At 37.6% G+C, this 12,771-nt stretch carries 11 protein-coding genes; 9 read left to right on the top strand and 2 right to left on the bottom strand.

Features of this window, described 5'->3' with window-relative positions; genetic code table 11:
• The first annotated feature begins 3 nt into the window (after positions 1-3).
• Together B7E04_RS16885 and B7E04_RS16880 are read left to right on the top strand one after the other, a co-directional pair.
• Positions 4-618, top strand: a complete 615-nt coding sequence (locus B7E04_RS16885; RefSeq protein ID WP_080779661.1) for a deoxynucleoside kinase — start codon at positions 4-6, stop codon at positions 616-618.
• An 85-nt stretch (positions 619-703) separates the two neighbouring features.
• Positions 704-1,054 carry an ArsC/Spx/MgsR family protein gene (locus tag B7E04_RS16880; RefSeq protein ID WP_062647997.1) on the top strand — a complete coding sequence of 117 codons (351 nt, stop codon included), beginning with the start codon at positions 704-706 and terminating at the stop codon, positions 1,052-1,054.
• Between the two features lie 51 nt (positions 1,055-1,105).
• Here B7E04_RS16880 and B7E04_RS16875 read toward each other — a convergent pair whose 3' ends face one another.
• The gene (locus B7E04_RS16875; protein WP_062647995.1) at positions 1,106-1,411 is read right to left on the bottom strand and encodes a DUF493 family protein; all 306 of its coding nucleotides are present in this window, start codon (positions 1,409-1,411) and stop codon (positions 1,106-1,108) included.
• Positions 1,412-1,452: 41 nt separating this feature from the next.
• On the bottom strand, positions 1,453-2,124 hold the full coding sequence (locus tag B7E04_RS16870; protein ID WP_080779660.1) for a DUF4197 family protein: 672 nt from the start codon (positions 2,122-2,124) through the stop codon (positions 1,453-1,455).
• Positions 2,125-2,493: 369 nt separating this feature from the next.
• Here B7E04_RS16870 and B7E04_RS16865 point away from each other — a divergent pair, with 369 nt between their 5' ends.
• From B7E04_RS16865 to B7E04_RS16835, 7 genes are all read left to right on the top strand, one after another.
• Positions 2,494-5,256 carry a SusC/RagA family TonB-linked outer membrane protein gene (locus tag B7E04_RS16865; protein ID WP_080779659.1) on the top strand — a complete coding sequence of 921 codons (2,763 nt, stop codon included), beginning with the start codon at positions 2,494-2,496 and terminating at the stop codon, positions 5,254-5,256.
• Between the two features lie 10 nt (positions 5,257-5,266).
• Positions 5,267-6,697, top strand: coding sequence for a RagB/SusD family nutrient uptake outer membrane protein (locus B7E04_RS16860; RefSeq protein WP_080779658.1), 1,431 nt, complete (start codon positions 5,267-5,269; stop codon positions 6,695-6,697).
• Positions 6,698-6,771: 74 nt separating this feature from the next.
• On the top strand, positions 6,772-8,163 hold the full coding sequence (locus tag B7E04_RS16855) for a glucoamylase family protein (protein ID WP_080779657.1): 1,392 nt from the start codon (positions 6,772-6,774) through the stop codon (positions 8,161-8,163).
• 110 nt (positions 8,164-8,273) lie between these two features.
• Positions 8,274-8,981 (top strand): carboxylesterase family protein, encoded by a 708-nt coding sequence (locus tag B7E04_RS16850; RefSeq protein WP_080779656.1) that lies wholly within the window; start codon positions 8,274-8,276, stop codon positions 8,979-8,981.
• A gap of 247 nt (positions 8,982-9,228) precedes the next feature.
• On the top strand, positions 9,229-11,556 hold the full coding sequence (gene bglX / locus B7E04_RS16845) for a beta-glucosidase BglX (protein ID WP_080779655.1): 2,328 nt from the start codon (positions 9,229-9,231) through the stop codon (positions 11,554-11,556).
• An 85-nt stretch (positions 11,557-11,641) separates the two neighbouring features.
• Positions 11,642-12,028, top strand: a complete 387-nt coding sequence (locus B7E04_RS16840) for a hypothetical protein (RefSeq protein ID WP_080779654.1) — start codon at positions 11,642-11,644, stop codon at positions 12,026-12,028.
• A gap of 229 nt (positions 12,029-12,257) precedes the next feature.
• The gene (locus tag B7E04_RS16835; protein WP_080779653.1) at positions 12,258-12,671 is read left to right on the top strand and encodes a hypothetical protein; all 414 of its coding nucleotides are present in this window, start codon (positions 12,258-12,260) and stop codon (positions 12,669-12,671) included.
• Positions 12,672-12,771 lie beyond the last annotated feature (100 nt).

The following is a 12,771-nucleotide window of genomic DNA, read 5'->3' as shown; positions in this document are numbered from 1 at the left end:
AGAATGCATATTGCTGTTACTGGAAATATTGGTGCCGGAAAAACAACTTTAACCACAATGCTTGCCAGGCATTACGGATGGGATGCACAGTTTGAAGATGTAGACCATAACCCTTATCTTGAAGATTTTTATGCAGACATGAGCAAGTGGAGTTTTGCACTGCAGATCTACTTTTTAGGAAGCAGATTCAGGCAGGTAAAAGAGATCAGGGAGAGTGGTAAAAATATTATCCAGGACCGTACCATCTATGAAGACGCCCATATTTTTGCAGAAAACCTGAATGATATGAAACTTCTTTCCGACAGGGATTTTAATAATTATGTCTCTGTTTTCGGGCTGATGAAGTCTTTTGTTTCTGCACCGGACCTTTTGATTTATTTAAAGTCTGATGTTCCGAACCTGGTGAAAAAGATTTACAAAAGAGGAAGGGAATATGAGGCCTCCATCAGCATTGAATACCTTTCAAAACTGAACCAGAAGTACGAAAAATGGATCTCCAGTTATACAGAAGGCAAGCTTCTAATCATTGAGGTGGATGATCTGGATTTCGTGGAAAAGCCGGAAGATTTCGGATTCATTCTTGAAAAGATTGAGGCAGAGCTGAACGGCCTGTTTTAACAAATTTTTATCAGAAATTAAGACCGGTTTCACGTCTTTTCTTCCTAAATTTGATGAAGTAGCTTAATTTTTAAATAATTACATTATGATGGTTAAGGTTTTACACAACGGAAACTGCTCCAAGTCCAATGCCGTCCTGGAGTATCTGGATGAGAATGGGGTGCCTTTTGAGATCATCAACATCGTGGAAGATCCGCTGAGCATCCTTGAGATCAAAACAGTATTGAAAAAGCTGAATCAGAGCGTATTCCATATGATCCGTAAAACAGATAAGCTGTACACGGAGCAATATGCCGATAAAAATTATTCCGAAGAAGAATGGATTAAGATTCTTTCTGAAAATCCTTCCCTGATCCAGAGACCTATACTGATCAAAGGGTCGGTTGCCATGCTGGGAAGACCTATTGAAAATGTGAAGTTCTTTATTGAAAAATAATTCAATTAATATTATAAAAAAAGTCAGCGTTTGCTGACTTTTTCTTTTTTCTTACAATAGAATGACGCCTTCTATTTTGGCGACTTCCCTATAAATATGCACTACCTGATCTGCATCCAGAACGAATGCATTGATGTTACATGCAGTATATTTTCCGTTTTTGCTTTCGCGGTTTCCCAGCGTGAACTTTATACCGTCAAAAACTTTATAGATTTCAGTAAGTTTGGCCTGGTCTGTAGGAATGATAAATTTAAATAAATAATCTTCCGGAAAGTCATGGTGGCCTTCCAGTTTTTCCTTCAGGGAACTATAAAATTCCTCCGGGCTTGCGTGTTGATTTCCTTGTAATATATCCATCTGCCTTTGTTAAATTATATATAAATATAGCGAAAATTTTTCTATTTTCCAAGCGGTCCCAGCAGTGCTTTCGAATTCTGATGCTCGTAATCTTCAATGATGTTGAAGAGTCCGTTAACCAGTTGCTCAGATGCAAGTTTGCTAAGTCCACCCGTATTGATATTGTTGCTGCTACCCCCAAGAAGGCTTCCCAGAAGATTGTTTCCTGAAAGGGCTGTATTAATGGTTTTAGCAATGCCATACTCATTCAGCTTTTCATCCACTTTCGGAGCAATGGCTGCTACCAGCTGCTGTGAAGTCTTTTCTTTCAAGATCTGCGTGGCTGTAGTCCCCTGGATAATTCTGGTGACATCCTGTGCATTCAAACTGTTAACTGCCCCCTGAAGGATAGGTTTCGACGTATTAACGGTGTAAGCCGCCGCCTGTGCAATAAAGTCTCTTTCTTTAGCCACCAGTGAAGGGACTATTTTTTCCAGCGTAGCATTGATATCTCTGAGTTCCTTTGGAAGAGCCTTATCTACGAGATTATTCTGAAGAAATGCCTCTTTGTTACTGTAGATTCCCATTCCTTTATCTATACCGTTCAGAAGAACTCTTTTAATGATAGACAAACCAAGGTCCGAAGTCGCCATGGTCTGGCAGGATTGTACGGTGGTGAGAACCAAAGTTCCTGTTCCAATTAACAATGCAGCAGCTATAATATATTTTTTCATTGATCTTTTTTCTTATTTTCTCAAATATTACGCCAAAGGTAAACACTATATATGTATTAACAAAATATTAATCAAGGCAGCCGATTTGGTGATTTTTTTGTTCGGAATCATATTTTTTTCATTGGTTATTTTGTTTCATATTGATATTTATAATGATTTTTTTTTGTTCAGTTTTAACTTATTTAGTTTTTTGTTTAATTTGTATATGATTTTTTTAAATTTTTAAGATTTGTTAACGATGTTCGATTTTTTTTATACTTTTGAGTAATGTCTTTTTTTGAGAATTTAAATAACTCCACAAAAGGCATTATTAATTTTGATTGTACGAATAAAATTAAACTATATGAAACAACGTGATTTAAAGTATTCATGTCTCATTGCGGTTTTATACTTCGGTATGAACGCAATGCACAGACTACCCCAAAAGATACTGCCGTAAAAGAGCAGAAGATTGAGGAGGTAGTACTGATCGGATATGGGGGACAAAAAAAATTGAACATTACAGGAAGTATAGGTACTGTAAGTGCAAAAGATTTGGCTGATAGACCTAATTCTAACCCTATCAGCTCTGTTCAAGGAAAGGTAGCGGGGGTTAATATTGTTAACCCGGGTGCTCCAGGAGTTTCTCCAAGAGTTGATATTAGAGGTATTAGCTCTTTAAACGGAGCAACAGTATTTATTGTAGATGGTATTATTACTACAGACATTTCATATCTTAATCCTTTGGATATAGAATCTATGAGTATATTAAAAGATCCTTCATCTTTAGCAATATACGGGAGTAGAGCCACTAACGGAGCCGTTATTATAAAAACAAAAGGAGGTAAAGGAAAGACAACCTTTAACTTTAATTCTTATTTAGGATTAAAGACAGTTCCGAATGTTGTAGATATGGTTAATAAAGATCAGTATATTGAACTTTATAATGAAAAACTAAAATATTCCGGAGCATCATCAGGTTTTTTGGATCCAAATAATTATAGTATTAGTACGGACTGGTTTAAAGAGATTCTTAAACCCTCCATTATTAATTCAAATGATATTTCGGCTTCTGGATCTACAGATAAAATGAATTACTTTTTAAGTTTAGGATATTTGACAGATCAAGGGAACTTTGATGCAGGAAAAGGTATCAATTCTGGAAATGATTTTAAAAGGTTCACTTCAAGAATAAACGTAACTTACAAATTAACTGATAAATTAACAGTAGGTACTAATTCATCTTGGTCGCAAATGAGCAGAAATAATGCTGTGAACCCTCTTTTAACAGCATATAATTCTCCACCAGTTTATAACCCGATAAATCCTGATGGCTCTTATGGTTATCAAACATTAACATCATTAGCTAATCCTAGAGCTCAATTAGATCTTACTCGCGACAGAAATAAAGAAAATAGATATATTATCAATCTTTGGGGAGAATACAAGATTTTAAAGGATTTAGTATTTAAAACTAATTTCACTCAGGATAATGGAGATACAAGTGGATTTATTTTTACAAGTCCTTCAAGCTACCTGCCCGGAAATAATGATAGGTCAAAGTTATCTAAGTTTACTTCAAATTCCAGAAATTATGTTTTTGACAATACATTAACATGGACTAAAAACTTGGGATCTCATCATTTTGTTGGTTTAGTAGGGGCATCTGCCCAAGAAGCTAAAGCATATAAACTTACTGGAAAAGCTGAAGGTGTAAAATACAGTGGGGATGATGGTAGTTTATTTCTCATCAACGGAGGAACTAACATGACTGTTGAAGAAACTGACGTGAAAACAAGCAGGCTTTGGGGTTATTTTGCTAGAATTAATTATGATTTTGCAGGCAAATACTTACTTAATGCATCTATAAGAAGAGATGCTTCTAATAATTTTTCAGAAAGTGACAGATCTCGTTGGTTTCCTGCGGTAGGTTTGGGATGGGTTGTTTCAAAAGAGAACTTCCTGGCAGAACAAAATGTTCTAAGTTTATTAAAACTAAAGGCGAGCTGGGCTAAAATGGGTAATCCTGATGTTCCGAGATCTTATGATAATCGAGCAATCAAAATAGGAGGTGCGTATTTTGGCAATACAGGCATTGATGGCTATAGTACTACTGATATTTATGATTTAAATATTGGATGGGAAACCATTGAAGGAAAAGATGCCGGAGTAGAACTAGGTTTCTTCAATAATAAACTAACATTAGAAGCTAACTATTATCGTAAAGATTCTAGAGATGTAGTTTATCCAATAACACAACCGGCAATATCCGGAGCTAGTAATAAATTGGTAACTAATGCATTTTCGTTTTATAATAAAGGTTTTGAATTTAATTTAGCTTATAACACAAATATTACGGATAAAATCAAATTAGGAGTATATGGTAACCTAACAACATTAGATAATCGTATTACAAGTGTTTATAATAATTCATTTAACGAAACTGGTCCTTATTTATTTGGTAATACCATTACGAGATTAGAAACTGGACAGGCAGTTGGTGCTTTCTATGGATATAATGTTGTTGGAGTATTTCAAAATCAGGCACAAGTAGACTCTGCTCCTGTATACTCATCAGTGAAAAAGCAGGTTGGTGGGTTCATGTTTGAGGATAGAGATGGAAATGGTGTAATTGATAGTAGGGACAAATCATTTTTAGGAAGTCCTATCCCTGATTATACTTATGGATTCGGATTCAATCTGTCTGGATATAATTTTGACTTTGCCATTGATTTCCAGGGAGTACAAGGAAACAAAATATACAACTATAATAGAGAGCAGCGCTATGGAAATGAAAGCTGGGATTTAGATATGTACAGAAACCGTTGGCATGGTGAAGGTACTTCCAATACAAATTCTGCAATTTCCACAGACCAACAGATTATAGTGCCAAGTAGTTTTTATGTAGAAGATGGTAGTTTTTTTAGAATTAGAAATATATTAGTAGGATATACATTAGGCTCTGATTTTACAAAGTCTCTTAATATAGAAAAATTAAGAATTTATGTTTCTGCTCAGAACCCGTGGACAAGTTTCAAATATAATGGATTCTCTCCGGAAATTTTAAACTCAGACAGGGTACAAATGGGAGTTGATAATAATATTACTCCTATATCAGCAATTTATACTTTAGGTTTAAACTTAACATTTTAAAAATTGAGCAATGAAAAAAATAATAATATCATCAATTCTTGTATTGTCCTCTCTTTCATGTAGTAATGACTTTTTGGAAAACAGAGTTGAAAATGCAGTTTTAGCAGAAGAATTTTTTAAAACTGAAGCAGACGCAATGTCTGGTACGGCTGCTATTTATGCTTTTTTGAAAGGATGGGATAATTCTGCTTTTCCTTTTCAATATGTAATGGGAGTTACTGGTGATGATGTGGTTAAAGGAAGTAATCCAGGAGATTCTTCATTTATTAATGCATACGATAATTACTCTTATACAGTCTCAGATGCAGGTATTGAAAGCTACTGGAAAGCACAATGGAAAGGAATTGCATTATGTAATCGTGTTATTACGCATGTTCCTTTAATAGAAATGAATGCAAACCTCAGAAATAGATTGGTTGCGGAAGCGAAGTTTTTAAAGGCTTATTTTTATTTTAATTTAGTCAGGTTATGGGGCGGAGTTCCAATATTTGATAATATTCCTGTAAATCCCTCAGAGTTTAATTACAACATACCAAGAAATTCAGTGAATGAGGTGTACGACTATATTATAAAAAACCTGAATGAGGCAGCTGATGTTTTACCTCAGTCTTACCCAGCAAGTGACTTAGGCCGTGTAACCAAAGGAGCAGCAAAGGGTATATTGTCAAAAGTATATTTATACAAAAAAGACTGGCAAAAAGCCTACGACACATCTAATGAAGTTATAGCTATGGGATATAGTTTAGATCCCGATTTTAACCATTTATTCAGGATTGAAGGTGAATTTGGAACTGAATCTGTATTTGAAGTAAATAATCAATGTACTGGAGCTTTTGGCGGTTCTCAGTATGCTCAAGTTCAAGGAGTCAGAAACCAGTTTGGGTGGGGATTTTTCACTCCTTCTCCTGCTCTGGAAAACGCATTTGAAGCAGGTGATATCCGTAAGGAGCTCACAATTCTTAGAAATGGGGAAACTACGCCAGAAGGAGATGTAATCGCAATGCAGGATCCTCTTTCCGTAACAACTTTTAATCAGAAAGTATATGTTCCTAAATCACATCAGACTGGTTGTGATCAAGGCTCAGAACAAAATATAAGAATTTTACGTTTTGCAGACATATTGCTGATTAATGCAGAAGCGGCAAATGAGTTAGGAAATATTTCAGCAGCAGCAACTTCATTGAATAAAGTTAGGAATAGGGCAACCTTGGCAAATACTACGGCATCCAATCAGGAAACTATGCGGGCAGCTATCTACCAGGAAAGAAAAGTAGAACTGGCTATGGAAAATGATAGATTTCCAGACTTGTTAAGAACTGGACAGGCAGCAACTGTTTTAGGTCCACTAGGATTTAAATCGGGAAAAAATGAATTGTTACCGATTCCATTGAATGCTATTAATGATAGTAATGGTGTTCTAACCCAAAACCCAGGATATTAAAATTTAACCATACACTTTAGAGGAGAATGAAAGTTCTCCTCTTCTTTTAGCAGAACCAGGTAAAAAAAGATTTCATGAAAAGGACCGTATTATCAATTGCCATCACCTCTTTATTCTTTGCAAATTCCTGCAAAAACTCACAGTCTCCGAAACAGGAAACTGCCCGCACGGAAGCGGTGAAAAGTGACATCACAGACGAACAGCTGATGGACAGAGTTCAAAAAGATGCCGTAAAATATTTCTGGGATTACGCTGAACCCAAATCCATGATGGGTAGAGAGCGTTACCATGAAGACAATATTTATCCGGATAATGATAAGCATGTCATTACCACCGGAGGGTCAGGATTTGGACTGGCCACGCTTCTGGTAGGAGTAGAAAGAGGATTTATTCCACGACAGGAAGCCATAAAAAGACTCACCCATATGATGGATTTTCTGGCCAGGGCAGACCGTCATAAAGGGGCCTGGTCACACTGGATCAACGGAGAAACAGGAAAAACAGTCCCTTTCGGCAAAAAAGATAATGGCGGCGATCTTGTGGAAACGGCATTTCTTACTTCGGGAATTCTGATGGTCCGTGAATATTTTAAAAACGGAAACACAGAAGAAAAAGCACTGGCTGCAAAATGTGATGAAATCTGGAAGGGAATCCAATGGAACTGGTATACAAAAGGAGGTGAAAAAGTCCTCTACTGGCACTGGTCTCCGGAATATCAGTGGGAAATGAATTTCCCTCTGGAAGGCTATAATGAATGCCTCATCACCTACATTCTGGCAGCTTCATCACCCACGCATTCCATTGATGCAGAAACCTATTACAAAGGCTGGACAAGAAACGGGACCTACCTTACAGACAAAACAAAATACGGACTTCCTTTGTACGTAAAACACAATTATGCCGAAGAATACGGCGGACCTCTCTTTTGGTCACAATATTCCTACATCGGGCTGGATCCTACCGGACTTTCAGATAAACTGGTGAAAAATTATTTCGAATTAAACAAAAATCAGGCCCTTATTGACTATAAATACTGTGTAGAAAATCCAAAGCAATGGAAAGGCTATGGTGCCAATTATTGGGGACTGACAGCCGGCTACACAAGAAATGAAGACGGAAGCACTGGCTACACCGCACATATGCCTTCCAATGACAATGGCGTAATCACACCCACTGCCGCACTGAGCAGCTTTCCGTATACGCCTAAAGAATCTATGGCTTTCCTGAGGTTTCTATATACCCAAAAACCTGAATTCATAGGATCTGCAGGACCTTATGATGCCACTTCAGTAAATTACAACAACTGGTATACCCCAAGATATTTAGCGATAGACCAGGGGACAATAGCCCCAATGATTGAAAACTACAGAACGGGATTTTTATGGAAATTATTTATGAATGCTCCTGAAATCCAGCAGGGACTAAAAAAATTAAGCTTTCAATCTGAGAAATATGGTATTAAATAACCAGGATTAGTATTATCTTCAGCAGGATTTTTATTCACTAGAACGGGCTTTAGCCCGCTTAAATAAAAAAACAAAATACCAACGGCTTTAGCCCAAACAAAAATGGCCATATGAAATTAAAACTGAAACATCTTCCCCTTGTACTTCTTCCGCTTTCACTGCAGCTTAATGCACAGGAACTAAAAGGGGAACTGAACAAAGAGATTAAAAGGACAGAAAAAATGTCTTACATTCTGGATTATCCTCAAAAAGCCAAAGGAAATGTCCCTTTAATTGTATTCCTGCATGGTTCCGGAGAAAGAGGAAATAATCTTGAAATGGTTAAAGCGCATAGTCCGTTCACCTACAAAAACCTGATTAAGGAACCCGTAGCGATTCTGGCACCTCAATGTCCTGCAGATTCATGGTGGGATACCATTACGGTATATAACCTGATCAAAGAGATTCAGAAAAAATATAAGATTGATGCTTCCAGAATTCATCTTACAGGGCTTTCAATGGGAGGCTGGGGAACATTGAAACTGGCTCAGGAGCATCCAGAAATGTTTGCATCGGTAGTTTCTGTATGTGCACCAACGGATTTTCCCATGTATGCCAATATCAATAAGTACAAAGGACTGAATATGAAAATTTTTCACGGAGGAATGGATGATATCGTACTGCCGGAAAATGCCTTTAATTTCTATCAGAGGCTGCACCCGGTAAATCCGTCGGCAGAGCTCATTATTTTCCCGAATGACAATCACAATTCCTGGGACTCCACCTATTCTGATCCTAAGCTTTATGAATGGATGCTGTCCAGGAAAAAAGGGGAATAATTAGGAGATAAGAAGTTAATAGAATAAAGAATAAAGAATAAAGAATAAAGAATAAAGAATAAAGAATAAAGACACAGATTATAACAGAATCAATTTTTATCGCAGATAAAATCCTTGCGCCTTAAAACGTAACATTTGGAAAAAACTAGCGCCTTTGCGCTACCCAACAGCTCGTTAATAAAAAATGAACAGTCTTTATTAAACAGTAAAAAATAAAATCAGAACTATAATTTAAGAAGATAGATTTATGAAAAAGTTAATTGTAATTGCAACCCTGGCACTTTCGCCCGTATTTTCCGCACAGGACATGGTCACGAAACCCGTGCAGTCTTTCCAGACGGCCCAGTATCAGGCAAAGAAAAAAGCTTTCATCGAAAATCTTTTGTCTAAAATGACTTTAGATGAAAAGATTGGCCAGCTCAATCTGCCCACCTCCGGAGATTTCACCACAGGGCAGGCCCAAAGCTCGGATATCGGAAAAAAAGTGGAGCTGGGGTTAGTGGGAGGATTATTCAACATAAAAGGAGCTGAAAAAATTAAAGCAGTTCAGAAGGTAGCTGTAGAAAAAAGCCGCCTTAAAATTCCTTTGATCTTCGGGATGGATGTTATCCACGGCTATGAAACCACCTTCCCGATTCCATTGGGACTGGCTGCTTCCTGGGATATGAACCTGGTGCAGCAGTCTGCAAGGGTAGCCGCAAAAGAAGCTTCTTCCGATGGGATCAACTGGACCTTCTCTCCAATGGTGGATATTTCCCGCGAACCGAGATGGGGAAGAGTATCCGAAGGCTCCGGGGAAGATCCGTACTTAGGAAGTGAGATTTCAAAAAATATGGTGTATGGTTATCAGGGGAAAGATCTTTCCGCCGGAAATACCATCCTTGCCTGTGTAAAACACTTTGCATTATACGGAGCAGGTGAAGCCGGCCGTGATTACAATACAGTAGATATGAGCCACGTGAGAATGTTCAATGAATATTTTCCTCCTTATAAAGCAGCTGTAGATGCCGGTGTAGCCTCTGTGATGGCTTCCTTCAACGAAGTGGACGGGGTTCCTGCAACCGGAAGCAAGTGGCTTCAGACAGAAGTTCTCCGAAAAATGTGGAACTTCAAAGGTTTTGTGGTAACCGATTATACGGGGATCAACGAAATGGTAGAGCACGGAATGGGAGATCTTCAGCAGGTGTCTGCTTTAGCCCTGAAAGCAGGAGTAGATATGGATATGGTAGGTGAAGGATTTTTAACCACCCTTAAAAAATCTTTGGACGAAGGAAAAGTTACCCAGGCAGAAATTGATATGGCGGCAAGAAGAGTCCTTGAATCAAAATATGACCTTGGATTGTTTGATGATCCTTACCGTTATGGTGATGCGAAACTGGCTGCAAAAGAGGTGTACAATATGGACAATCGCAATATCGCAAGAAACGTAGCTGCCCAGTCAATGGTATTGTTGAAAAACGAAAACCAGGTATTGCCTTTGAAGAAATCCGGTACCGTAGCAGTGATAGGACCATTGGTGAATAACTCACTCAACATGGCCGGAACATGGAGTGTGGCTACAAAACATGCTATTTCAGTTTCATTGATGCAGGGACTTCAGGCCAATTATGGAAAAGAAGTGAAATTTCTTTCCGCAAAAGGAGCAAATATTGATTACGATGCAAAATTAGAAGATATCTACGCAGCTCACGGAAAAAAAACAGACCGGGACAACCGCCCGAAAGAAGAGCTGTTGAAAGAAGCCGTAGACATCGCCAACAAAGCAGATGTTATTGTTCTGGCCATTGGTGAATCCGCGGAAATGAGCGGTGAATCCTCTTCAAGAACAGAGATCACCATCCCTCAGTCGCAGGTGGATTTATTAAACGAATTGAAAAAGACCGGGAAGCCTATTGCTATGGTGCTATATACCGGTCGCCCGCTGGCTTTGACCAATGTAAAAGATACACCGGATGCAATTCTTAATGCCTGGTTTGCTGGTTCAGAAGCCGGAAACGCCATTGCAGATGTTTTATTTGGAAAAGTAAATCCTTCAGGGAAGCTTCCGATGACTTTCCCGAGAAGCCTGGGGCAGGTTCCTATTTATTATAACGCAAAAAATACTGGCCGTCCGTTGAATCAGGATAAAGTGGATAAATGCGTATATGAAAGATTCCGTTCCAACTATATGGATGAATGTAATACACCGCTGTATCCGTTTGGATATGGATTGAGTTATACTAAATTCAGTTATTCCGATATGTCGGTTTCAAACCAGAATCCAAAAGGAAACCAGACTATTCAGGCTTCCGTAACCGTTACCAATTCCGGGAACTACGACGGGGCAGAGGTAGTACAGCTTTATATCAGGGATATGGTAGGAACCATTACCAGACCGGTAAAAGAACTGAAAGGATTCCAGAAAATTTTCCTGAAAAAAGGAGAATCTAAAAAAGTGACCTTTGATATCAATCCGGAAAGTTTGAAATTCTACAACGGAGAACTGAAATTCGACTGGGAGCCGGGAGAATTTGATCTTATGATCGGAACCAGTTCAGAGCATGTAAGACATTCCAAAATCAACTGGACGAAATAATAATCGGGAAGCCATTCTTCGGAGTGGCTTTTCCTTTTTTGGCATGATTTTTAATAGCACACTAATATCTTTAAAAATAATAATTATGAAAAAAACGATTGTATTTGGAGCAATGATGATGGGATCTTTTATGTGGGCACAAACGGTAGGAGGAGACAGAGATGCTCATGGATGCATAGGTTCTGCGGGATACACGTATTCCCAGATCAAAAAAGACTGTGTAAGGGTTTTCGAACAGAAAATAAAACTGACTGAGGTAGAGCCGAAAGGAAGTTCCACTTCAATGACGGCCGTGATTTTCAGCAAGGATATGAAGAAAGCAGAAATTTTCATCCCCGATACAGATGGTGAAAGCCTCATTCTTACAAGAGTAGGTAAGGGAAAAATATGGAAGAAGGATGATTATGTACTGGTTCCGTTTAAGAAGGGAGAATACCAGCTTAAAAAAGATAACGTGGTGATTTACCAGTAAATCCGGAATTTTAAAATACTATAAAGACTGTCTGTGAAGGCAGTCTTTTGTTTTGATTAATATTTAAGGTACAGATTTAAAAGCATTTTGACAATTCTAAAAAATTTTATTACAGAATTGAATAATATATTGATAAGTATCACATAATGAGTAGTTTTTTGTATCTTAGATCAGCTAATCCTTTATTTCTGTTATTATTTAAAAAACTTAAAACCATTAATATTTAAATATGAAAAAAACTATTTTATTAGGCGCAGTGTTCCTCGGTTCTTTATTTTTTGGTCAGCAGAAAGCTCCGGTGCTGGGAGGTGACAGAGATGTTCATGGCTGTATAGGTTCAGCGGGGTATACCTATTCACAGATCAGAAATGATTGTGTGAAGGTTTTTTCACAGAAAATCAAATTAAAGGAAGTTAATTCTGATAAAAGTTACACTTCAATGACAGCCGTTATTTTCAGTAAAGACATGAAAAAAGCCGAAATTTTTATCCCGAATGGAAATGCCAAAAGTATTATTCTTAACAGAGAAGGAAAAAGCAAAATGTGGAAAAGCGGAAGTTATATTCCGGAAACGTATGTATTGGTTCCTTACAAAAAGACAGGGTATCAGATTAAAAAAGATGATGTAGTAATTTATCGGTAAATACGGTTTTCTGATGAATAATTTTCTCTTTTATTTAAATTAGATCATGGGTAATCAGAATTATTTTGAGTAAAAATGTATATTAGTACCACCAATCATA

Source organism: Chryseobacterium phocaeense (assembly GCF_900169075.1).
GTDB lineage: Bacteria > Bacteroidota > Bacteroidia > Flavobacteriales > Weeksellaceae > Chryseobacterium > Chryseobacterium phocaeense.
This window is presented reverse-complemented; position numbering and strand designations above follow the sequence as displayed.